Below are 21,647 nucleotides of genomic sequence, written 5' to 3' on the forward strand. Positions count from 1 at the left end.
TCAGTTCGCCTTGTAAGGCTTGCCGAGTTTTCGCATTTTGAGCCAGGCGTTGACGTTGATGTTGTCGAGGTAGATCCAGGCAAGGTATCGACCATATTTGCCTGTCTTGTCCTCGTCCGTGCATAACCTGATCTCCTTCCCGAGGATCAGGTCTCTCAATTGATCGCGCGCGATTATAGCTTGCGTTCTGCTGGCGCTTTTTATCTCCGGGGTATCGACACCGAGCAGGCGCAGTTTCGTGTTGTGTCGCCAGGTGTCCATGCCGAGAAAAACGTCAGCGGTAACAGAGTCGCCGTCATAAACGCCGGTCACGATGGCTCGATATTCGAACAGGCCGCAATCGCGAGCTTGTGCGAGGGAGGGCATCAAAATGCCAATGATCAGAAGAGTTGCGAGGCGCATGTCCAGATCCTAACGCCCGCGCAGCCAACCACCAACATAGCTTTTCACCCAACCCGCCCAAGTGGCGGGTTTTTTCATGCCCAAACGATGGAGGGCGAAGATGTCCAGCCTGCCTTTTGAAATGTGGCTTCAGAGCCGATTGACCGCACATGGTTTTGCTTGTGGCGAAATCGACGGACGGATTGGTCCAAAGACTTTGCATGCGCTCCGGAGCTTCCAGAAAGCAATGGGGCTCGCGGTAACTTCCGAAGCCGATGAGGCAACGGTGCTGGCTCTGCGGCAGTCGAGTTCGCGCGTGCCTGTCGAGGTGAGCGGCTTCATCCCGGATCGTGACAAGCCTTCCTCAGAAGACCGGCGCAAATCCGTCTGGCCGCGTCAGAAGGATGTCATGCAGTTCTATGGTGCGGTTGGCACCAGTCAGACACGCATCGAAGTTCCATGGGACATGCGCCTGGCATGGGACAAGGATGTGACCGTGCGAACGATCACCCTGCACACGAAAGTCGCGGCCTCGGCCGAACGGGCCTTTCACGTGATCCGGGGGCAGTATTCCGATCGGGAGATCAGGGATCTTGGTCTCAATCTGTTCGGCGGTTCGTTGAATGTCCGGCGCATGCGGGGCGGCTCGAACTACTCCATGCACTCCTGGGGCATTGCCATCGACTTCGACCCCGAACGCAACCGGTTGTCCTGGAAGCGCCCGCAGGCGCGACTGTCGCTCGATGACGCCATTCCGTTCTGGCGGGCATGGGAAGCGGAAGAGTGGGTGTCACTCGGCCGCGCACGCAATTTCGACTGGATGCACGTCCAGGCCGCTCGCCTCTAAGGAGATCCTCAAATGGTGAAAACCTACAAGCGGGAAACCGCGTGGGCGCTGCTGGCAGGTCTGGCGGCGCTTTGTTTTTATGACTTGCTGCACGGTGGCGACACGGCGGCCCGTGATTGGGCAGAACTGTTCGTTGCGCCTGTGATCACCTTTGCCGTTGCAGCGTTTGGCCTTGATGCTGTGGGCAAGCAGCTGATGTCGAAATCGCCTTCGCCGCAGGATTACGGCTGATGCTGGCGTTTGCCGCTGCGGTCTGGAAATCCAGAACCGGCGCCGTCGTGATCGCGTTTCTTGCGGTTGCGGCGGCTCTCTACACCTGGCACCGGCTGGACAAGTCGAGTGCCGTTCGTGCCGCTGTGACGTCCTATGTCGCCGACGTCGAGCTGGCAGCCGCCGAGGCCGAACTGACGGCTGCTCGCAAACGGGCCGAAGCCGCGGAAGCGGCGAATTTCTCCTTCCAACGACAGCTCTCGGAAGCTGAAGCCATTGCCACTATCCAAGCGCAGGAGCTGGACAACTATGAATCGACTTCTCTTGATGTTGTTGATCAGCGTCTTCTTGACCGCCTGCCAAACCGATAGGGACCGGGCGATATCGGCCGGCGCACGGATCGGCGCGGCGGCTGCGCAGTCACAGACAGATCCGCCGTTGCCGCAGGACTGCCGGAAGCGGGAACGATCGGGCGTTGTTTTCGGCGATCCGCTTGATGTCGCGCTCATAAAAACAGACCAGGCCCTCGGCCGGGCGAACAGCCGAGTCGCGCGCTGCGCGAACTGGCACGACACCTATCGAAACAGCTTAGGCGGGGATGTGGAATGAAAGAGTTTCTCGAATGGATATGGCACCTGCCACTTACTAAAATTGCGGCGATTACGGCTTTCGCGATGATTGGTGCAGCTCTGCCGAAGGACTTGTCGGCGCGCGATCGCTGCATGACTTTCTTTGTCGGGTTTATCGCTGCGCTTGTTTTCGGAGAGCCGGTAAGGGCGTTGCTAGGCTTTGGGGAAATGTGGGCTTACGGCATGGCCGGAATTCTGGCCATGACGGGAAGGAACATTGCCGTGTTCCTGCTGCGGGCGAGCCGGGACCCAAAGACATTCGCCCAGGATCTTCTGGAAATTTGGCGGGGGGTACCGAGGCAATAAAGGCAGTGCCTGATTGATGTGCCAGCGTCGGCCGATCAGGAGCTGGATGATCTGCGCAGTGCCTGCAGCGAGGAAATCAGTTTGTGACGGGGCCGTCTGAACTGTAGGCCCCGAAGCTGCAGGCATTCATTCGTGGACGGTTCGAATTTCATTACCTTCCATTCAAACCGCAATATCACGCCGGGCGAGATCAGCCAGATAAGCGGATCTCGTAAGGCCACGAGCCTTGGCTGTGTGGTCGACCGCATCCAGCAATCCGGCATCCATTGTTATGTTCGCCTTTACCGTGCGGCCACTGAGAGAGATCAGCGGAACGGCGATCAGGAACGCACCTTCGGCAAGAGCGGAAGCAACATCCTCATCATTTCGGATCTCGGCCAGAGAGCGCGGAGAGGGCAGGGTTTCACCTTCAAGGTGAAGGGCTAGAGCTTCAGTAGCGTTTCTGACGAGCTGATCGATCTCATCGGCTGCTGAAAAGCAGCCCGGAACGTCCGGAAACTGGACGCCATATGCGCTATCACCATCCTGGTGAACAAGCGCGACATAGTTATACATAGGCTGACATTCCCCAATCAGACCCATCCGGCTTGTTTGTAGATGCTGCGCACGGTCCCGACCGGCAGGTCTTTCTTCGGGTGCGGCACAGTTACAGTCAGTGAGCCTTTTTTGAACTTGTGATGGGAACCGACAACCTTCACCAATTCGAAGCCGTCTTCTTCCAGCTTCTTAATGATCTTTCGGCTGTTTGTTTCCATCTGAAACGCTCCGCTAGTGCGTATTTAAATACGCCTACGCTGTCGATTTGTCAAGGGAGGCGCATTATAATGCGCATGAATGCGTGTTAGGGAATAGTTCCTTGTGGTCATCTGACTATGTGATGGGGTGCCTGTGTTTGCGTGTCGGATTGCAAACAATCGGGATTTCCAACTACGAACCAAGCATCGGCCTAGTTCGGTGGGAAGTGTTCTATCCCATTGCGGAACATTGCTCGATGTGCGGTGAAAGTCGGCTTCGAGCCCCTGCGGACGGAAGTGCCTACTATCTGTCCAGGCCTGTCAGCAGTTCGTTCAGGGCTAAGGTAAACCCTTGATCTACGGTGGGTTTACAGGTGCCGCTTTGACCACTCATTGCAGTGGCCAAGGCAGCGCCATGGGTGAAGTCTACGAGAATTTCGAGCCAGAGCTGCTTCTTGTGTTCTGGTAGGCCGACTTCGGCCAGAAGGGTCGAGATTTCGTTGGTGATCCGCACTGCCTGCTCCGGAAAGACATTCGGCCGACTGAAGATGAGCATCGTCAGACCCGGGTAGCGGAGTACGCGGTCATGGTAGGTGTTCAGGAGCTCGCGTATCCGCTCAATCGGCGTGCCGTCGTCAGGCGCTGATACCTGCTCATAGGCGTATTCCGACATTGCGCCGATCAAGCCGTCGCGTCCCCCGAAGTGATGATGGATCGTCATAGGGTTGATGTCGAGCCGCTCCGCCAGCGCTCTCATGGTGAAGGCACTGACGCCCTTGTGATCCAGAAGGTCAAAGGCGGCTTTGAGCATGTCTTTGCGCGAGACAGGTATGTCCGCCCGGAGCGGACGTCCTCTAGGCCTCTTCATGCTTCGATCCGATAGTGAGACTGGACAAGCCCGGACGGAAAACTCTTCGTCTGCTCGTGGCGCAGCGAAATGTCGGCAGGAATGCTACCGAACAATCGGCGTCCCTCGCCGAGTAACACAGGCACACTCGTAATTACCATATCGGCGATCAAGCCAGCCTTGAGGAACGACTGAATGAGGAGCCCACCATCGATATAGACCTTCCGGTGCCCCTCGCTTTGCAGCATGCGCATTGCCTCTTCGGGCGAGAAGTTGGCGACCCGGACCTTGTCGAGCAGGTCTTCCGACAGATCACTCCTGGTAAGGGTCGAAGACAGGACAACAACCGGACGATGATACGGCCAAGGCCTTACAGCGCGCATTTTCTCGAATGTGCCACGGCCCATCATAATGACGTCGATGTCCGCGATGAAGTCATCGTAACCATGATCTTCGGCGGGATCATCTCGCTCCAGCAGCCAGGCGATATCTCCGTCGCTTCGGGCGATGAAGCCATCCAAGCTGGTGGCGATAAAAACATGTCCAGTGATCATTTCAAGCCCATATTTATACGGTGTATAATAAATGATCTTTTTGTATCGACGGTGTCAAGATCAGCGCTGATCCAGTGATTTGCCAAAGGTGGAGTGCTACCGAACGTAACCTTCGGGGTGGAGCCGAGTTTACAGGCCGAAGTCGGGACACGGGCAGGCTGCATTCACAATCGCTCTGCTCTACCTGATTATCTTTTGAGCGGATCTTTCCTCGGCGCAGTTGATGCCGGCTTGTCGTGAAAATGGGTCCGGTCACCAGTCAGTTTCTCGACCATGTCGTCAATCGCTTCGCAAAGGTGCATGGCAGTCCGATATTGAGGTGAACCGATCTTTGCCGATCGCATGACCTGGACAGCTCCAGCTCTGCCAATGCAGAGCTTTTCCAGCACTTCCTGGGTGTTGATGAAACCGCGTCCGCTGCGACGTGACATGTCCAAGCCTGAAATTTGTTCTTTCTTTGTTCCAATATCGACCGGTTGGTTGATTTGGCAAGAGCGGACCTTTTCAATCTTCCGCCGCCCAGTGGCCTCCTGCTGTGACAAAGACGATTATACGCTTTGCAAGGTCGCCGATTTCGGAAATATTGTGGACTGCATCTGACTATTGACGGGTTCGCAATGCACCTTTTTTCTGGAAGCCTGCTTTTCATACTGACGGTTCTTTTTCCTTTTCTCGCTGAAGCGCAGACCTTCCAGCAAGTATCCGGCCAGGCGGAACAGGTGCGCGATCGGAACGACGGAACACTGGTTTTTAACTGGGATGCGAAAATTGCACTCGGAACGCTGCTTGGTGAACCTATGGTCAGTGTCCAGTTTCTCTACAAGACTTTGCCGGAAAGCGTCGGGTTTCTGCCGTTCTTTTTGAGCAGGAGCAGCGCCAGCCAATCGATCAAGCTTTCCGATTTGCCTGAGGAGGCGCTGATCGGGCCGCGGCTTTATGAAGTAAAGATGCAGTTCGATTTTCAAGTCGGCGGAAATTCCAACCGCGTTATTTCGGTGCGCGCGGATGTTGGAGCTCCGGGCAAGGGCGATGGTCAAACCTGGTCCTACAACACGCCAGGGTCGCCAGCATGGTCGGCCCTTTTCAGCGATGGCGGTGGCCCGCTGTCAGCGGCAGAGGCCAAGGAGGCGATGAAAGCGGGTCTGAAGCTTGTTTCGGCGCGCATCCTGAGTGCGGAGATCTCCTGGCTGGACCTGCAGAAATGGTATGTCGGGCCATCACGACAGGACGAGAAGCAGCGACTGTTGGAGGCGGAAAAGCTTCTCGCTGCAGGAATGGAGCGCAGCTACGGCTACAAGGTAAAAACCACGGATCCGAAGAGCGTGACGCCACAATCGATCGACAAGCTGGCGAAGCGGGTGGAGAAGATGGCGGCACTGCCGCCGGAAACCCGGATCAGCGACAATCACGGCTCCTATCAAGCCGCGGTCCAAATGGTGCAGGAATACAAATCACTGTTCCAGATGCGCAAGTCGAGTTTCAAATTCAGCGATCTGGACGTTGCGAAGATGCCTCAGGGCCATCCGGCCAAGTTCGACAGTGGTGAAAGAGCGCAGAGTAACAACAAAGTGGTGTATCTGCAGAAATACGACAAGAACGGCTTCGGACAATGGGGATCCTTTGGGCGGCCTTTTTTGGTGAAAGGCGGTGATATTCCTAGCCAATCTGACTATGATCGGTTCAAGGATCGTGTCCTCGCTGGTCCGTTCGAGGAATGGCCCTGGACGGCTTATAGCCCTTATGGGTCTTATCTCGTCGCGCCACACTTCCGGTATATTTCCCGAGAGTCATTTTGTAGCTACGATATTATTCCAATGGATAGTCCGGGGGATAGGTGGCGGATTGATACGAAGGTTTGGGTGAGAGGGAAACCGTCGTATGCGAGCAGCGGATGTAAACCGACCATCCTCAATGGTGCACTGACGCTACCAACCGAGACATGGGATCTCAATACCATGGCTGATTGCGATTTCGGTAAATCAAATTCCGCCTTCTGTCGGGAGGCGGCAATGCTGACATGCACAAAGTATGATGAATATCTCCAGCCGCTCAGCACTTACAAGCAGAGCCGAGACATACGGTCCTATCAATGCAAATAGTTGTTAGCGCTGCGGGGGCGTTACCCGTCGATCCAGGCGGTAACTGCTGCCTGCTGCGATGCGGTGGGGGGGGCCGAGTGCGCACTGCCTGCTGACAGGACTTTCTGAAGGTCATTCTTCGTGCGATTGGGGTCTAGTTTTGTGACAGGGTCCTTCGCCGGAAGTGTGTCCTGATTTTGTGTTTCCGAACTGCCAGGCGACGAGAACTTGACCGGGGCAGTTAGAAAGCGAAAGCTATCGGTGAAGTCGCTGTAGCGCGTCTCTCCCAGAAATGCGCCGCCAATAATGAGGCCGGTGAAGACAAAGAGGCCGGCAAGGAAGCGCTTCTCATAGCGGGCCACGATCACGAACTTGCCGTCTGGCATCCGATCGAAAGCACTTGCGCCGGCCGCAGGTCGAGCTGGCTTGACGGTTTCTGTTTGCAGATTTGACGGCTCTCCCGACTTGAACGCCGTTGTTTGCCAGGAAGCTTCCTGAGTGCCTGCCTGTGCTTTATGCCTAGCCGCTTCCTTGCTGGGAGGAGACTGATCCGATTTCTGGAAACCCTGTTGGGTCTTTGGAGTTGGTTCCTCATCTAGTCTGAGAAAATCCACTCCGGCGTTGCCGGGTGCCATCAGGATGTCGCCAGGCGCAATGTGAGTCTGCAGGGCCTTTCCAGGACAGCGCGCCGCGCACCAGTAGTGATTGCCCTGTCGGTCTTCATAAAGCCAGAGTCTTTCCCCTGTCGCGAAGGATACGCCCGGCTGCACGTGTACCTCCTTAATCCGGATCGGATAGACAGTCGGGTCCATATCCAGCATAAACCGTTCGGTTATGGATTTGGGCGGTTCGTCTGGCGTCGTCTGTTTGGGCTGCACAGGATCTATGCGATCGATAAAATGGATGAACTCGGCCGCAATCTGTCCAGGAGTTTCGTAAATATCTCCGGCCGAGATGTTGATCGCGAGAATCTTCCCAGCGTACGGGGCTTTTGCCAACCTCTCCTCACCATCGCGATTTTCATATTCCCAGAGAATCTGCCCAGCTTCGAAGTCGTCACCAGGCCGGACGGCAACAAGCTTGATACGCAATGGATACGCCGCTGCATTGCTGGTTTGCGCGAGGGGGAGAATTTCAGGTACTTTTTCCGGGCGCGGATCCGGTATTTCGTCAAGCTGGTACCGAGCAATCCTCGTTCCCGGAGCCGAAATAGTGTCACCAACATCGAAAAAGCAGCGCAACAGTTGCCCAGCGTTTTGGGAGCGGAGGGTGAGGTTAATGCCAAATGGGGTCGCCAGGTCGACGATCGGTTGATCTGGGGCCACGGCCGCGCCGGGCTTCCCATAGATTGCTGCTACGCGCAAGGGATAGAACTTCGGGTCATCCGGCAGAATAATGTTTCGAGGCGTCACGCGTCAGTCCCCCTTAAAGTCTTACTATTGAAGATCTTCGACGCTCAATTGCAAGCGGTAAGTCAGGTTGCAGCTGGCGTGTTGCGGAACACTATTGCAGTCGATAGGTCCTAATGACGACTTCGTGCATCCAAAGGTGGACACCTGACGAGCATTGAACGGAATTCTACGGCAAGACCGATTTTCCAAACCGATTCGACAAGAACAGGTCATGAACGGATTTCGGTACTATTTCGGGACTCGTTTGTCACTTGTTGTCCACAAAGGCGCAATTTTCATGGTTTGTTCTAGCTTGACTGACCTCAGTCAGAGCTATAAACCCAAGCAAATCAACGGATCGGGGTATAGCGCAGCCTGGTAGCGCATCTGGTTTGGGACCAGAGGGTCGCAAGTTCGAATCTTGCTGCCCCGACCACTCACTCTTCCTAAAAATCGATTTCTTTGCCTGCATGCGAACGGGTATTCGTGAGCGAACAGCTCCGCGATTCCGGCCTTGCCATGCCTAAAGGCCGGGATAACTAGGGCCGAGCTGCGCTCGCGTCTTGTGCAACTTCTCGCAGCATAACAGACTGTTTGGATAGGCGTTTCCACGCCTTGGGAAGTGACACGGTCTGCGGTGGCACGCAGGCTGCGCCGGATGGGGTTGATGATACCGGATCCTGACGACCAGGCGACGCTGGATGTATCGGCGGCGATCGCTCTGCTGCAGTCCAGAATTGAGAAGGCCGGGCTTTCCCTTAAAGAAAGCGCGGATTTTTCGCTTTTCGAAAAAACCGTCCGGGGCACTGAAGACAAATACCTGATGGAAGACTTCTCACCGCGGTTTTTCGACCTGCACGGGGCGACTGCCTTCTGGGTCGCTGCCGTCAACGGTCACGGCAATGTTGTGTCCGTGCAGGCCGCGAAGGTTGAGGACCTGAAAGACCGGAACCTGGCCGAACACTGGCAGCAGCAGCAGCGCCGGATCTTTGTCGATCCCGATCCTCAGGTCCGGTTCGGTACCGACCATGCGCATGACGCTTATTTCATGCGTGGGCGGATCGTCTATCACGGTAATCTCTGGCTGCGGCGGGACATCCGGGGGCAGGGCCTTGCGGAACCTTTGACCCAACTGGGCTTTCTGCTGTCCCTGCTGAAATGGTCGCCGGATTACCTGTATGGACTGATGGCAGCAAAAAGCGCTGAGAAAGGTTTCGGTATCCGGGTTGGCTACCGCCGATTCGTGCCGCGCGGCACCCATTGGGAAATTGCACCCGGGCATATCAGGCCGGATGACTGGCTGGTCTATGCGACCCGAAGCGATCTTCACGGCCTGGTGAAACTTATCCTCAGAACGTGCGCTGAAGATCCTGAATAACCCCAAGATAGGCACAGAAGCGAAGATCAGACTGTAGCGATGGCCGCACGGCGACGATCAGCCGTTCGAATGCGATCTCGAACAGTTCGCCGTTGACCTGTATTTTCGTGCGGGCATAACCGTAGTAGGGAGTGCCTTCCAGAGCCTTGCGGTAGCCGTCCGCCGAAGCATGTTCCAGGTCCGGATCGGGAGTGCGCAATCCAAAGGTGGGTGTTGCCGGGCTCGCCCAGTCTTCACCGAACAGGTGCCTTTGACCACTTTCCTTTCCCACATAAAAGATTGGGGGCGGCGCGTTGCCGGGCATCTTGTCAGAGCAGAGGCTCAGCCGCGGCAGAAACGGTCTCATGCACTGCTGGATCTGATCCGCATCGGTGGACATGATGCTGTCGTAGAAGGCAGACACAGCAGGATCGGCAAGCCCTTTTTCAATGGCCTTGATACCGAGTTCTGAAAAATGGGTATTGGGGCGTGTCAGCACATTCCTCTCTCAGGTTCTGATATGCTCGAGACGGGACGTATTCCCACCGCTCAGCACATTGGTTTGTCCGCTTGCCAACGGTTGATTTCGAACAGCCTACCGGTCGAAAGCCTTCAACAACAGCGACATGACGTTTAGAAATTCATCGCGTTTTTCCGGTGTCAGATCTCCGGGATCTGAAACTGAATAATCCAGCGTCAGGATCATGTCCCACATTTCAGTGAGATTGGCTGCGTCAATCGCGTCTTTCAGATTGGCTGGTACAGCCGGTACCGGCTGCACATGTTCTGGAACATAACTATCCAGTCTTTTAAGAAATTCGTAATGCATGTCAAAGCCTTATCGTATTCTTCAGAGGTTCGGACGGTTCGTGCCGTCCAGCCCTTGGATACTTTTGTTACGGAACGTGTGCTGTTTCCGGAAAGTCGGCGACTTCAAGACAAGTTCACGTAAGGGTAGTTAATAGCACGAATTGCGCTTCCCTGTCATGTTACGTGATTGTCATAAACGGCCTCTCCGACAACACCGTTAATGCTTGCTGGTGCGGTGAATTGAGACACTTTCCGCGTTACGATTGCGGGTTACGGCCAATATCGGTGTTGACACCGGCGGCAAAGGCGGGAAAAAGCTGCTGTAAGGAAATGCATCTCACACTTTCAGACTTGAGGGCACTGTCACATGGTTGCGCGCATCTACCGTCCGGCGAAAACCGCCATGCAGTCAGGCAAGGCGAAGACCCAGAGATGGGTTCTGGATTACGAGCCGGAAGTTGCCAAATCCGTCGAACCGCTGATGGGCTACACGTCTTCGTCCGACATGAAGCAGCAAATCCGGCTCTTTTTCGAAACCTCGGAAGAAGCTGTTGCTTATGCGAAGCGTCACGGCATCCCGCACAGGGTCGAGAAGGCACGGGAACGCAAGGTACGCGGTTCCGCCTACGCGGATAATTTCAAGTTCAACCGGTCAGCCCCCTGGACCCACTGAATTTGGTCTATCCGGCCTCGGAAATCTTTCCTGAGAGGCCGGATTGCCTGTTGAAAGCCGCAATTTCGGATCGACATGGCCCGGAGTTTTGTCGCATTAGGGCAACGGAGGTAATTGCGGGATCGATTTTGCCTCCGGACTAACAGGTCGATCCAGATTTGCCGGATGTCTTGCCGGCGCAGGTTGTAATGGCAGGTGGTCCGATGTGGATCGATTGCCGGTCTTGAAAATGGCTCCGTAGCTCAGCTGGATAGAGCACTCGCCTTCTAAGCGAATGGTCGCAGGTTCGAATCCTGCCGGAGTCGCCATCTTCCTGAAAAAACTTGTAGAAAACCACGAGAGACCTGCCGGATCTGTGCAGGTCTGGTTGATCGAATGTGTGGCAGACCGCTGTATCGGCCTGTCGTTGTGGTGCAGCTATTGTCCGCTGAAAAGCAAAAAAACCGCCAGCCCCTGCAATATAGGGGCATGGCGGCATGTCAGAACACGGTTCGCTTGAAGGTCAGAGGGTCTCGGACTTGGCCGTTTCCGCCTTCTGTCCAACCATGAGCGGCGTGATCTTTGTTTTAAGGATCATGTCCACATCTTCAGACCCATCTTCGAGGGACTGAAGGGCCATATCCAGGAAATAGGAACAGAACGTCCGGCCGTCCTTGTCCGATTCTTTTTTCGTGTAGCGGATCATGCGCTTGATGGCCTCGACTGCAGGTTCCTGCTCGAGTCCAGCGCGGTCCGGTTTGCTAACGGTCTTAGACATTTTACTACCCACCAGTATTAGATTTGCCGATTGCAGCAACGCTGCTGTGACCATCCGATAAAAGCATGCTGTTGCAGCGTGAAATGAGCGTGATAAGGTGCTGTTGTGTTTCAGGTTGCGTGATATTCGCGGTTGCGTAACGGCAACTGATAAAGCTTGCATTTCAATTACGGGGAATTAATGGCAAACGCGTCCTGCTTTGCGTGCCTTGGGCGGCCTTTGCTCCTTAATAGTGACCAGGAACCTGTTGCGGTCAAGACGCGAAAGGCTCTGGCGATTATGGGGTATCTGAGCCGCATGAGCGGCATGGCGTCGCCACGGGAAACCATGGCGGACCTGCTTTGGAGCGGTACGGACCGCCACAAGGCGATGCAATCCCTGCGTCAGGCATTGCGCCAGTTGAAGACTGCCGAGGAGACTGCCGGTGTTGATGTTGTAAGGTCTGCGGCTGGCCACATTCAGATCGACACTTCGGTGTTCGCATCAGACCTCATGCACATGAACACGCTTCTTGACCATGGGACAGCGGCCGACTTCCGCGAGGCGGAGGCACTGTGGCGCGGTGAGTTCATGACCGGCTACGACGATATTGATTCTGAATTTGCAGAGTGGCTGACGGTTGAGCGCGAAAGGGTACGTTCAGAACTCATCAGCGCTGCGTTCAAGCATCTGAACAGGATTTCCACTGAGGACGGCGGTGTGCAGACGGAAGCTGGGGCGCGTTTCGTTTTGAAGCTCGATCCCGCCTTTGAAGCGGCCCATCGCGTGCTTATCCGTCTCTATATGAAGCTGGGTCAGATTGAACGTGCGGAACAGCAGTACCGGACCTGTGAACGGGAAATGCGGCTTCATCTGGATGCTGAGCCCGATGAAGAAACGCGGAAACTGCTGACTGATCCCGATGTCGGGGCTCCAGCGCCCAGGTCTTCGCCAAATGAGGGAAACAACAGCACCAATCGAGGCTTCCTGCCGAACTATGAGACCAGGTGCCTTTGCCTGAGATCTCAATTGTCTCTTCGTCTCTGTTGAAGAAGGGCTTGAGTGACGCGGTTCACCTGAGAGAGGAAATTGTCTCCGGTTTATCTTCATTCCGTTCCTTCGAGCTGTTTGAATCGGAATATTTTGGCGACGAAAACATGCCGAGACCAACTTTGATGGAAGGTCATGAACTCGGCAGCTATATGCTGCGATTCCGCCATGACGAGCGATCCGGAAAAGTCGTTGTTCAGTTTGAGGACAGGGGCAACGGTCAGATTGTCTTTAACGAGATCATCGATCTGCAGTTTTGGGACGGGTTGGTGCCGGCGGCGAGCCAGATCGTAAGCCGTATCCACAATCACGCGACCAGCCGGTTGCGAAACCCCGCCAAGACTTCGGTTTTTGCCCGCTGGTGTCAGGCAGAGGCTCTGCTTTGGGATTTCACACCGCAATCCGATGAAAAGGCAATGCGGTTGCTGGATGATCTGGAACGCACAAATCGGTCATTCTCCATGACCTATGCGGGCAAGGCTTCCATCATCATGAAGCAGGAACTGCATTTCCCGCTGTTGGACAAGCCGTTTGCGGGCGAAGAAAACAATCTTCTGAACCTTGCGGAAAAATCTATCAGGCTGGATCCGTGGCAGGCGGTCAATCAGCGTGTCTATGGTTGGGCGCTCATCTTGTCCAACATGCCTGAAGAAGCCCGGCGGGCGTTCCACAACGCAGGCCGGTTGAGTTCCGCAGATCCGGCCAACCTGATGTCGGTGGCAGAAGGATTGGCTTTTTCAGGTGACATAAACGAAGCGCGCGTCACTGCAGAAAGAGCGTTTTCGCTGTTCGCTTTCGTCCCGCGCGTGTTTTACGAATACCTGGCCAACATCTTTTTTGCAGCAGAAGACTACGACAGCGCGATCAAGCAGATCGAGCGGGGAGCCGGTGTTGGCATCAGCGGATTGACGACGCGTGTGGCAGCACTGGTTTGCTCCGGCCGAGAAGAAGAAGCCATTCAGACGCTTCAGCGCTTTGGAGAAAACAGGGCTGCCTTATTGAGAAATTCGCCTGCGCTTGCTCAAGACCCGCAGAGCTGGAGAAAGAAGATCAATTTCTTTCAAAACGAAAAGGTCCGGAACGATTTCGACAAAGGCGCGGCTTTGGTGCAGCGGTTCCTCTTTGACGGCACCGGTTCAGTTTAGCGAGAAAGTAGCCGATAGGCGTTTCAAATACTCCTCATTGGAGCTTTCCAGTTTTTTGTCGTTCAGACGAAAAGGCAAAGCCACTGCATTTGGAGTGCTTTTCTGATCGACGATCTTGAATCGCAACAGCGCAACGGTTTCTTTGGGCAGCCCGATTTTGGAAATCACGCCGGCCGGGTCTCTTTCGAGTTCTCGTCGAAAGTGCTCGTCTGTTGCCGCTCTGGCGATAAGTCTGCCAAGGTCTTTTACGTTGCGCTGATAATAGGGAAATCTGGCCATCGTAGCATCCACTCGAAAGAATGGAGGCCTCCCCACACCAAGCAGGGAGGCCGAAGAAATATCGTGACGGTCGCGCCGGTTACTCCGGCATGTCTTCATAGAAGCAGTTGCCAAGAGCAGCTTTGCCGAGCTCTTCGAAATAGCTTTCATCGTCAGCGGAGAGACGAGCAGCGTCAATCTGTGCCGGGATGACCAGGTGAACCAGATCAGCAGTATCTGCAAAGATTTGGGCATCGGATTTGATACCGACTTCGGCCAGAACTTCTGTCGGGTTGGTTACCAGGCGCTCACGGGCTTCTGCGTTCTGAATGATCGCACCAAGTTTTGCACCGATTTCCAGTTCATTCCGGGAAGTTGTATCAGCGTGCATTATGAGCCTCCGGTAGTTTAAGTTGCAATGTACCTTGCCTGGTGGTGGGATGGTCACCTGGCATCTTTGAAATTAGGTCAAACTTTAGTAAATAGTTATGTATAAGGTGTATTTACTACTGATTGACTGCTTTCCGGAAGAATGTAGAACAAGGGGATTAACTCACTCAATGGCGGTTTTGTTAATATACGCAAGGTGCAATTGCAGGGTGAGGTGTAGTAAAAAGAACCTTCAAAACATTGGTCGTCGGTGGCCGGCCTTGTCGATGCTCAACCTGTCATCGAAATGAATATTGAAAGCGATTTTTCCAGTTCTGTTCTCGCAGACCTGACGAGGCTGGGTCTCGTTTCGACGCAAGTTGAAAACGGGAAAGGAGCGCCCCTGGTGACTGAACCGGACCTGCCTCTGTTTTCCAGGTTGCTATCGGCATATGCCCCGAGGCTTGTTCCCGTGTCACGCCCGGGATGTCCGGTGTTTTTTTGTACCGGGCTCCTAAAATCGCAGGATGTAGCGGAGTTGATGGTCGGGCTCGATATTCCGGCAATTCCTGCTGGTGGGCAGGGGGGTACTATGGCGGATGCAGCTTTGGGTTGTCTTGGTGAGCTGTCGGAAAGGTTAAGTCTTTGTAGTCTTGGGGCTCGTGATAGTCGGATAGTTGAATTCGACCAAAATCAACCGCAGGTAGATTTTGTTTCTCTGCTTGGCTTGAGTGCAAGCCAGGCGAGCTCTGCCTTCCGTGAGTTGGGCAATAGGGTGCCAGGCACAGGTGAAAGGTCATCTGACTGGGGCAGCCTGTCTGACAGGAGAATTCGGCTGCGAAACTTGCAAACAGGTGAGATGGCCCAGTGCCTGAGTTTGGGAGTTTTGTTCCAGGAAGTCGATGAAACCACGGGCAGGCATTTGCCCTTTGCGACGAGCGTCGGTTGTGCTGTCTGGCATGATCTTGAGGGAGCTCGAAAGCGTGCGCTTCTGGAACTCGTTGAGCGTGATGCCATGGCGCAAGCCTGGTACAACCGCCTGGGGATAAGTGCTCTGCCGGAAGGCCTTTTGAGCGAAGTTCTCCCGCCTGAACTGACACACTATCTGAACGATCAGCCGCGGGCGTGGGGCCTGTATCACGTCGAGACGGACCTGGCAGTTCAGGTGGTGATGGCTGTCTCTCATGACGGATATGGCAAAGGCTGTGCTTTTGGGGCCTCTGCCGGCTGGGACATCGCGCAGGCATCTGTCGGCGCACTTCAGGAGATGCTGCAATCTGAAAACGCACTGACTTTGATGAACAAGGCCTATCCTGTCACAGGCAAGTCAGATGAGACTCCCAAGCAGCCGCCGAGGCAACTGGCATATGCCAGAGAACGTGTGATTTTTGAAGACCTGCCGTTGAAGGACGCAGCTGCCTTAAGCGAAACGGCTGCGCTGACGACATCCTCTTTCGAAGCATTGCTGCAAAGCTGCTTCGATCGTGGGATCGGTCTTTGGGAATTTGATGCAACACGGCAAGATCTTGGAATTCCCTGCATAAAATTGATGTCTGCCGAGCTTTGTACCTGGGAACCGCGGTTCGGCAAGAAAAGGTTGTTCCACGGGGTTGTCGAACGTGGATTGCGCCAAACGCCTGCCAAGGAGCCAGAATTTGCCATCCGGCCGTTTCCGTTCTGAGTAATTGACAGGGCGCATGGCTGGTACTAATAAAATATGAGTTCCGCATTCATATTTTTTTGAATCGGGGCGTCCGGGTGGCGACTGGGTCATCCAAACTCTGGAAGAAACCTTTTTGGCGGAGCCTCGCTCCGCCCTTTTTCCAGAAAACTGCTTACCGGACTGTCGGTCGGCCATCTGCATAGGGGCGGGACAGCGTCATCACCCAGAAATTGCGCCACTTTCCGTTGTTCCGGTTGGTTCTGGCGATGCCCACGCGCGTCACGTAGGGGTTGAGAAGGTTCTTGTTGTGGCCTTCGGATCCCTGCCAGCCTCTAAACGCTGCTGAAAGATCCGCGTACCCGGCTCCGAGGTTCTCCGCCCCCGCGTAATTGGCGTACCCTGCCTTGTCGAGCCTTTGAGAAAGCCCGAACGCGCTGTGTGCCCAGGTGTCCATGCTGTCGCGTTCGGCAATATGCCGGGCCATTTTCTGGGAAACCGCATCCAGTTCCGGGTCGTGGCGCAAAGCGGGCAGGCCCTTTTGCTGGCGATAGCTGTTTATCATCGACAGCATTTGGGCCTTGTCGACCGGTTGGTCCGTCAGCACCGTCTTGTCTTCCAGGTCGCTTTTTCCGGGCAGTGCGCCACACGCGCTGAGCGCTGCCGAAAACACGATCAACAGCAATACCGAAATAATGCGTTTTTGCAGCGCATTTGCTGACATCAGGCTTCATCTCCCGGCCAGACCACGCCTTCATCGGCATAGAAATGATAAGGCCCTGGAAACGCTTCCACATAGGCCATATGAGATACAACACCGGTCTTTGGCGAATGATAATGCAGAAAATAAGCTGCAGGCTCGAAGTTGAACATAGCCGGCCCGTCTTCCGTCAAGTCGAGAACGACCTGGTGCCCGGTGCTGGGGGCTAGTGTCATGACCTTTCCGGCAAAGCTTGCGATGATCGGGCGGTGAAGGTGACCGCACAGGAAACGGGCAACATGCCTGTGTGGTGAAACGACTTCCGCAAGTGCATCGGCATCCACCAGTCCGATATCGTCCATGTGGCGGATCCCGGAGAGAGCAGGAGGATGATGGAGGGCAATCAGAGTCGTTTTGCTGCTTTCCTTCAATTGACCGTCAAGCCAGTCAAGCTGCGCTTGCCCGAGCCGTCCTCGCGGATCACCGGGGATGTGTGTGTCAAGGGCGATCAGGCGGATGTCTGCGATGTCTGCGGTGTAGCAGATCTTGTCGTCAAGGCTGCCGGCGAGACCGGGAAAGCCTGCGAGTTCACGGCGCATGACCTGTGTGCCGTCGTGATTCCCCGGCACAAGAAAAACCGGCATGTCGACCCGTGACAGGATAGAGCGCGCCAGCGCATATTCCCGAGGATCGTTTCCGTCGGTAATGTCGCCGGTAATGACGAGAGCATCGGGTTTCGGTGTGAGGCTCTGCAACGACCGGATCGCACGCTCTGCAAGCATATTGGTGTCGGAGACGCGATAGCAGGCGAGCCCCCTTGGACGCAGATGCAGGTCTGTCATATGAGCAATCAATGTCATGGAAAACCTTGTGACTCGTCAGTTGGATGTTCTGCCCGGACGATAACCGGGCAGTCGAAGAGGGCAAGCACTAGTTTCCCTTTTTGAAAAGCTCATGTAGGAGAAGCGTTCAGAAACAGGCGGACTGGGGCGGGCCGCCCAACGCAGGACACCGGACGCAGGAACTGGACAAGAAAGTTGATGTCGGACACGCGCGACGATCACAAGCCCGAGGCAGCAAGCGGATCTGCCGCAAATACCGATCGCAAGGATATGGCTGACGGCCCACCGGCTGCACCGCTCCGAAAGCCGGTCTGGCTTCACATTTTCGGGCATGACATCACGGCTCCGTTCCTTTTGCTTCTTCTGTCGCTTGTTTTGTTCGCTCCGGGGCAATGGACCGTGCCTCCGCTTGACAGGGATGAGCCCCGCTTCACCCAGGCAACCAAGCAGATGCTGGAAACGAACGATTACATCGATATTCGTTTTCAGGATCAGGCCAGGCACAAGAAGCCGGTCGGCATCTATTGGCTTCAGGCCGCGGCGGTTAAGCTGACCGGGCAGGGACCGGGTGCACCGCTTTGGGCCTATCGACTGCCCTCGATCATAGCCGCCACGATAAGTGTGCTGGCAACCTTCTGGCTTGCCCGGGCATTCATGGGACCCGCCGGCGCGCTGCTGGCAGCCGGGTTTGTGGCGCTGGCAATTATCGTCGGGGTCGAGGCGCGGCTGGCGAAGACTGATGCGGCACTGTTTGCAACCATCATCATCGCCCAAGGCGCGCTTGCGCGGATCTGGCTGAAAGACCCGGACAAAAGGTTATGGGGACTTGGGTTCCTGTTCTGGACCGCGCTTGCAGGCAGTGTGCTCATCAAAGGTCCTGTCGGGCCCATGGTGATCGGCCTTACGGTGGTCGGTCTCATGCTGCTGAAGCGGAAGGCTGCCTGGTTCAAGGGAACCGCTCCTCTCTTCGGAGTGTTATGGTTCGTCCTGCTCGTTTCCCCCTGGTTCGTGGCGATCTGGCTTGCGACCGACGGCACGTTCTTTACCGAAGCGATAGGCAAGGACCTACTCGGCAAGGTCGGGCAGGGGCAGGAGGGTCATGGAGCGCCGCCGCTGACTCATCTCGGAGCGATGTTCGGCATTTTCTGGCCGTTGCCTGCATTCCTCCTGCTCGCCTTGCCACTGATCTGGCACGAGCGGAAAAGCTCGCTGGTGACGTTTACCGTGGCCTGGTTCGTTCCCAGCTGGATTGTCTTCGAACTGGTCGCAACGAAGTTGCCGCACTATACGATGCCACTGTTGCCCGCCCTGGCGTTGCCGGTTGCCGCTGCCTTGATGGAAGGCGCTGGTGCCAATGCTAAAACCTGGCTGCGTTGGGTGGCTGCGCTGCTGCTGGCAATCCCAGCCCTGGGGTTGGCGGCTGCCGCCTTTGCCGGTCCGATCGCGCTGGGTATCTGGCCATCACCTCCCGGAGCGGTTCTGCTTTCTCTGGGTGCTGTTTTTGCCATTGCTGCAGCGTCCCGCCTCCTGCGAGGCCCGGCTCTTTATGCTTATCCTGCCATCTGCTTGACGGCTGTCTGCGTCAGTATCGGCTTCTGGGGCTTCGTTGGGCCGGCTCTCACGCCCATTTGGGTCAGTCCGCGGCTTGTCGCGGCCATGGATGAGATCCCCGGCTGCGCAGACAAGTCGGACCGTCTGGTCGTGACCACCGGCTTTCACGAACCCAGTTTCATTTTCCTGGAAGGGACGACGACAAAGATCGTTTCTGCGCAGCACGCTGCTGCCTTTCTGGCGGCCGATGAGGCCGGTAACGCGGATACCTGCCGCATTGCGGCTGTCGAAAGCCGGGAAGAACCAGCGTTTTTGGCTGCCGCAAAGGAGATTGGTCTTGTGCCGGAGGCTGTAAAAAGGGTAGACGGCCTCAATATCAACGGCGGGGACGATGTCGATATCGGGCTATATCGGAAGTCCGTGACGACGGCGGTTTCAGAAGACGGCAATGAGCAACAGCAGTAAATTTGTCTGGCATGTTCTGGCGCGCATGCGCGGGAATACCCGGCGGGCTGCAATACTGTTTTCCGGTCGCAGGGAACGTGTGCACCACAACAGGGATCCTTTGCCTCCCGGGCAAAGGCCACAGGATATTCTTGCAGTCCTGTTGCTGACGGTCGGTATTGCGGTCGTTGCGTTCGACGTGCCGACCTATCCATGGCTGCGCTCCTTGCCGGGCGAGTACAGGGCCGCCTTCCGGACCTTCACGGATATCGGCAAGGCCGACTGGATCCTGGTGTCCACCGGTTTCGCGTGTCTGTTTTTGCTGGCGCTGGATGCGGGGCGTTACGCGTTTCGCCTGCGCATGGCGATCGGAGCCGTGTTCACCTACGCAGCCTTCATTTTCTATTCCGTCGCTGCCACAGGTCTCTTGGCCATCGTTTTCAAGTGGTCGCTTGGTCGTGCCCGCCCAAAGCTGTATGAGGAAGTAGGCCCAATCCGGTTCGACTTTCTGGCCTTCGACGGCACGTTCACCAGCTTCCCTTCCGGACATTCGACCACCGTTGCGGCGCTTGCGACCGCGTTGGCGTTCATTTTTCCGGCCTATCGCTGGCTGATCATCGTGGCGGGCTTCTGGCTTGCCTTCAGCCGCGTGATGGTTGGTGCGCATTATCCAAGTGACGTCATCGCCGGTACGCTTCTGGGAATGACCTTCACCTTTTTCACGGTTCGCGCCATGGCCCGGCGCCGGATCGGCTTTCACCTGTCTTCCGCCGGAAAGATCGAGCCCAACATGAATGCCCTGTCTGCGAAGGCCTGTGTGCGGGCTGTGTGGCAGGTGTTGCGCGGCCAGCGCGGTGCAGGCCGTGTGGAGGTCAACGCCCACGCTGCAGACACGACAGAACGGACAAGTGCATGACACAAAGCTATCTGGAGGCATTGGCGGCCAGCAAAGGCACGCTCGCTGTCACGGTCGTGGTTCCAGCCAAGGACGAGGCCGAGAATCTGCCAATCTTGCTGGATGAAATCGAGGCGGCCCTCAAGAACAGGCGTTTCGAGGTTATCGTAATCGATGACGGGTCCTCCGACGGCACGGATATCGTGTTGCAGGACTACGCGGCCACCCATGACTGGCTGCGGCCCATCAGACACGAAAAATCCTGCGGCCAGAGCTGCGCCGTGCGCACCGGCCTTTTGAACGCGCGGGGCGATGTCGTTGCGACCATCGACGGCGACGGTGAAAACAATCCTGCCTATATCCCGGCACTCTTGGACGCGCTCGAGGCTGCAGGACCTGCGGTCGCCCTAGCCGCCGGACAGAGACTAGGCCGCAAGGCCAGCCTTGCCAAGCGGTACGCGTCGAAATTCGCCAACAAGCTGCGTGGTGCGATCCTGCGGGATAACACCCGCGACAGCGGCTGCGGCCTGAAAGCCTTGCGGCGGGAGGTGTTCCTGCAACTTCCGTATTTCGATAGCTGGCATCGCTTCCTGCCCGCTTTGGTGATCCGCGAAGGCTACGGTGTTACACACATCGACGTTCAGGACCGGCAACGGCGTCACGGAACGTCGAAATACGGGATTTTCGACAGAGCCCTTGTTGGCGTACTCGATCTCTTCGGAGTGTGGTGGCTGCGCCGACGCCGCAAAAAAATTCCCGATGTCCGGCCGCTGACCTGATTAATGCCCCAATCCGGGTGGAGAAGCCCGCCGACCTGCCAAACCACTGACTGGACGTGAGACATGAGCGCTCTTTACGATTGGATCCACACGGTTTTCATCGCGCAATTCGATTTCTGGATCATCCTCGGTTTCTTTGCCCAGGGCATGTTCATGATGCGCTTCGTAATTCAATGGATCGCATCCGAGCGGGTCGGCCGCTCGATTGTACCCGTCGCCTTCTGGTTCTTCTCCATTGCCGGCGGATCGCTGCTGTTGATCTACGCCGTTCAACGTCAGGACCCTGTCTTCATTGCGGGGCAGGGACTGGGGCTTCTGATCTATTTTCGGAACCTGTGGCTGATCTTCAAGGAAAAGCGGAACGACCCGACGATCTGAGCCGTTCCGCCATTCATATCGCA

General features: G+C 56.0%; 28 protein-coding genes and 2 tRNA genes. 16 read left to right on the forward strand and 14 right to left on the reverse strand.

Annotation, left to right across the window (positions count from 1 at the left end; all coding sequences use genetic code 11):
• Window positions 1-402, reverse strand: coding sequence for a thermonuclease family protein (locus tag SIAM614_RS31725; RefSeq protein WP_006933108.1), 402 nt, complete (start codon window positions 400-402; stop codon window positions 1-3).
• A gap of 121 nt (window positions 403-523) precedes the next feature.
• Here SIAM614_RS31725 and SIAM614_RS06720 point away from each other — a divergent pair, with 121 nt between their 5' ends.
• From SIAM614_RS06720 to SIAM614_RS06735, 4 genes are all read left to right on the forward strand, one after another.
• Window positions 524-1,228: a M15 family metallopeptidase gene (locus SIAM614_RS06720; protein ID WP_229597950.1), complete on the forward strand. Its 705-nt coding sequence runs from the start codon at window positions 524-526 to the stop codon at window positions 1,226-1,228.
• A gap of 12 nt (window positions 1,229-1,240) precedes the next feature.
• Entirely contained in the window at window positions 1,241-1,459 is a 219-nt protein-coding gene (locus SIAM614_RS06725) for a hypothetical protein (protein WP_006933112.1), read from the forward strand.
• A complete protein-coding gene (locus SIAM614_RS06730; protein ID WP_006933113.1) occupies window positions 1,459-1,809 on the forward strand; it encodes a hypothetical protein in 351 nt (116 codons plus the stop codon). The genes SIAM614_RS06725 and SIAM614_RS06730 overlap by 1 nt, the downstream gene beginning before the upstream one ends.
• Before the next feature lie 234 nt (window positions 1,810-2,043).
• The gene (locus SIAM614_RS06735; RefSeq protein ID WP_006933115.1) at window positions 2,044-2,373 is read left to right on the forward strand and encodes a hypothetical protein; all 330 of its coding nucleotides are present in this window, start codon (window positions 2,044-2,046) and stop codon (window positions 2,371-2,373) included.
• 162 nt (window positions 2,374-2,535) lie between these two features.
• Here SIAM614_RS06735 and SIAM614_RS06740 read toward each other — a convergent pair whose 3' ends face one another.
• The 5 genes from SIAM614_RS06740 to SIAM614_RS06760 form a co-directional block, all read right to left on the reverse strand.
• Complete coding sequence (locus SIAM614_RS06740; RefSeq protein WP_006933116.1) at window positions 2,536-2,928, reverse strand: type II toxin-antitoxin system HicB family antitoxin; 393 nt, start codon at window positions 2,926-2,928, stop codon at window positions 2,536-2,538.
• Window positions 2,929-2,945: 17 nt separating this feature from the next.
• Window positions 2,946-3,128 carry a type II toxin-antitoxin system HicA family toxin gene (locus SIAM614_RS06745; protein ID WP_006933117.1) on the reverse strand — a complete coding sequence of 61 codons (183 nt, stop codon included), beginning with the start codon at window positions 3,126-3,128 and terminating at the stop codon, window positions 2,946-2,948.
• A gap of 283 nt (window positions 3,129-3,411) precedes the next feature.
• The gene (locus SIAM614_RS06750) at window positions 3,412-3,975 is read right to left on the reverse strand and encodes a TetR/AcrR family transcriptional regulator (protein WP_006933118.1); all 564 of its coding nucleotides are present in this window, start codon (window positions 3,973-3,975) and stop codon (window positions 3,412-3,414) included.
• Window positions 3,972-4,508 (reverse strand): dihydrofolate reductase family protein, encoded by a 537-nt coding sequence (locus SIAM614_RS06755; RefSeq protein WP_006933119.1) that lies wholly within the window; start codon window positions 4,506-4,508, stop codon window positions 3,972-3,974. Before SIAM614_RS06755 ends, SIAM614_RS06750 begins: the two co-directional genes overlap by 4 nt.
• A gap of 188 nt (window positions 4,509-4,696) precedes the next feature.
• Window positions 4,697-5,050, reverse strand: a complete 354-nt coding sequence (locus SIAM614_RS06760; RefSeq protein ID WP_040439484.1) for a hypothetical protein — start codon at window positions 5,048-5,050, stop codon at window positions 4,697-4,699.
• A 75-nt stretch (window positions 5,051-5,125) separates the two neighbouring features.
• On the opposite strand from SIAM614_RS06760, the gene SIAM614_RS06765 reads away from it, so the two are divergent.
• A complete protein-coding gene (locus tag SIAM614_RS06765; protein WP_006933122.1) occupies window positions 5,126-6,607 on the forward strand; it encodes a hypothetical protein in 1,482 nt (493 codons plus the stop codon).
• A 20-nt stretch (window positions 6,608-6,627) separates the two neighbouring features.
• Here SIAM614_RS06765 and SIAM614_RS06770 read toward each other — a convergent pair whose 3' ends face one another.
• The gene (locus SIAM614_RS06770) at window positions 6,628-7,998 is read right to left on the reverse strand and encodes a hypothetical protein (RefSeq protein WP_006933123.1); all 1,371 of its coding nucleotides are present in this window, start codon (window positions 7,996-7,998) and stop codon (window positions 6,628-6,630) included.
• Between the two features lie 338 nt (window positions 7,999-8,336).
• Between SIAM614_RS06770 and SIAM614_RS06775 the strand changes: the two genes are divergently transcribed.
• Both SIAM614_RS06775 and SIAM614_RS06780 read left to right on the forward strand, forming a co-directional pair.
• Window positions 8,337-8,413: transfer RNA gene (locus SIAM614_RS06775), tRNA-Pro, on the forward strand.
• 231 nt (window positions 8,414-8,644) lie between these two features.
• A complete protein-coding gene (locus SIAM614_RS06780; protein WP_050789341.1) occupies window positions 8,645-9,355 on the forward strand; it encodes a hypothetical protein in 711 nt (236 codons plus the stop codon).
• Here SIAM614_RS06780 and SIAM614_RS06785 read toward each other — a convergent pair.
• Window positions 9,327-9,833 (reverse strand): hypothetical protein, encoded by a 507-nt coding sequence (locus SIAM614_RS06785; protein WP_006933125.1) that lies wholly within the window; start codon window positions 9,831-9,833, stop codon window positions 9,327-9,329. The genes SIAM614_RS06780 and SIAM614_RS06785 overlap by 29 nt on opposite strands.
• Window positions 9,834-9,929: 96 nt before the next feature.
• Window positions 9,930-10,163 carry a hypothetical protein gene (locus SIAM614_RS06790; protein ID WP_040439485.1) on the reverse strand — a complete coding sequence of 78 codons (234 nt, stop codon included), beginning with the start codon at window positions 10,161-10,163 and terminating at the stop codon, window positions 9,930-9,932.
• Window positions 10,164-10,511: 348 nt separating this feature from the next.
• Here SIAM614_RS06790 and SIAM614_RS06795 point away from each other — a divergent pair, with 348 nt between their 5' ends.
• Both SIAM614_RS06795 and SIAM614_RS06800 read left to right on the forward strand, forming a co-directional pair.
• Window positions 10,512-10,817, forward strand: a complete 306-nt coding sequence (locus SIAM614_RS06795) for an ETC complex I subunit (protein ID WP_006933128.1) — start codon at window positions 10,512-10,514, stop codon at window positions 10,815-10,817.
• 231 nt (window positions 10,818-11,048) lie between these two features.
• Window positions 11,049-11,125: transfer RNA gene (locus tag SIAM614_RS06800), tRNA-Arg, on the forward strand.
• Between the two features lie 194 nt (window positions 11,126-11,319).
• Here the strand turns inward: SIAM614_RS06800 and SIAM614_RS06805 are convergent.
• Complete coding sequence (locus tag SIAM614_RS06805) at window positions 11,320-11,574, reverse strand: hypothetical protein (RefSeq protein ID WP_006933129.1); 255 nt, start codon at window positions 11,572-11,574, stop codon at window positions 11,320-11,322.
• A gap of 219 nt (window positions 11,575-11,793) precedes the next feature.
• Here SIAM614_RS06805 and SIAM614_RS06810 point away from each other — a divergent pair, with 219 nt between their 5' ends.
• Both SIAM614_RS06810 and SIAM614_RS06815 read left to right on the forward strand, forming a co-directional pair.
• Window positions 11,794-12,603, forward strand: a complete 810-nt coding sequence (locus tag SIAM614_RS06810; protein WP_157139718.1) for an AfsR/SARP family transcriptional regulator — start codon at window positions 11,794-11,796, stop codon at window positions 12,601-12,603.
• Window positions 12,604-12,710: 107 nt separating this feature from the next.
• Window positions 12,711-13,748 carry a tetratricopeptide repeat protein gene (locus SIAM614_RS06815; RefSeq protein WP_157139719.1) on the forward strand — a complete coding sequence of 346 codons (1,038 nt, stop codon included), beginning with the start codon at window positions 12,711-12,713 and terminating at the stop codon, window positions 13,746-13,748.
• On the opposite strand, the gene SIAM614_RS06820 is transcribed toward SIAM614_RS06815, so the two are convergent.
• The gene (locus SIAM614_RS06820; RefSeq protein WP_006933132.1) at window positions 13,740-14,027 is read right to left on the reverse strand and encodes a hypothetical protein; all 288 of its coding nucleotides are present in this window, start codon (window positions 14,025-14,027) and stop codon (window positions 13,740-13,742) included. The genes SIAM614_RS06815 and SIAM614_RS06820 overlap by 9 nt on opposite strands.
• Window positions 14,028-14,106: 79 nt before the next feature.
• Window positions 14,107-14,397 carry a hypothetical protein gene (locus SIAM614_RS06825; protein WP_006933133.1) on the reverse strand — a complete coding sequence of 97 codons (291 nt, stop codon included), beginning with the start codon at window positions 14,395-14,397 and terminating at the stop codon, window positions 14,107-14,109.
• A gap of 249 nt (window positions 14,398-14,646) precedes the next feature.
• Between SIAM614_RS06825 and SIAM614_RS31135 the strand changes: the two genes are divergently transcribed.
• Complete coding sequence (locus tag SIAM614_RS31135; RefSeq protein WP_081455204.1) at window positions 14,647-16,056, forward strand: YcaO-like family protein; 1,410 nt, start codon at window positions 14,647-14,649, stop codon at window positions 16,054-16,056.
• 154 nt (window positions 16,057-16,210) lie between these two features.
• On the opposite strand, the gene SIAM614_RS06835 is transcribed toward SIAM614_RS31135, so the two are convergent.
• On the reverse strand, window positions 16,211-16,759 hold the full coding sequence (locus tag SIAM614_RS06835; RefSeq protein ID WP_006933135.1) for a CAP domain-containing protein: 549 nt from the start codon (window positions 16,757-16,759) through the stop codon (window positions 16,211-16,213).
• Window positions 16,759-17,595, reverse strand: coding sequence for a phosphodiesterase (locus SIAM614_RS06840; protein WP_040439488.1), 837 nt, complete (start codon window positions 17,593-17,595; stop codon window positions 16,759-16,761). The genes SIAM614_RS06835 and SIAM614_RS06840 overlap by 1 nt, the downstream gene beginning before the upstream one ends.
• Window positions 17,596-17,775: 180 nt before the next feature.
• Between SIAM614_RS06840 and SIAM614_RS06845 the strand changes: the two genes are divergently transcribed.
• The 4 genes from SIAM614_RS06845 (at window position 17,776) to SIAM614_RS06860 (ending at window position 21,624) form a co-directional block, all read left to right on the forward strand.
• Window positions 17,776-19,593, forward strand: coding sequence for an ArnT family glycosyltransferase (locus tag SIAM614_RS06845; RefSeq protein ID WP_006933137.1), 1,818 nt, complete (start codon window positions 17,776-17,778; stop codon window positions 19,591-19,593).
• Complete coding sequence (locus SIAM614_RS06850; protein ID WP_006933138.1) at window positions 19,577-20,488, forward strand: phosphatase PAP2 family protein; 912 nt, start codon at window positions 19,577-19,579, stop codon at window positions 20,486-20,488. Before SIAM614_RS06845 ends, SIAM614_RS06850 begins: the two co-directional genes overlap by 17 nt.
• Window positions 20,485-21,246, forward strand: a complete 762-nt coding sequence (locus SIAM614_RS06855) for a glycosyltransferase family 2 protein (RefSeq protein ID WP_006933139.1) — start codon at window positions 20,485-20,487, stop codon at window positions 21,244-21,246. The genes SIAM614_RS06850 and SIAM614_RS06855 overlap by 4 nt, the downstream gene beginning before the upstream one ends.
• A 63-nt stretch (window positions 21,247-21,309) precedes the next feature.
• Entirely contained in the window at window positions 21,310-21,624 is a 315-nt protein-coding gene (locus SIAM614_RS06860) for a lipid-A-disaccharide synthase N-terminal domain-containing protein (protein ID WP_006933140.1), read from the forward strand.
• Window positions 21,625-21,647 lie beyond the last annotated feature (23 nt).

The sequence above is a fragment of the Roseibium aggregatum IAM 12614 genome (assembly GCF_000168975.1).
Classification (GTDB): domain Bacteria; phylum Pseudomonadota; class Alphaproteobacteria; order Rhizobiales; family Stappiaceae; genus Roseibium; species Roseibium aggregatum.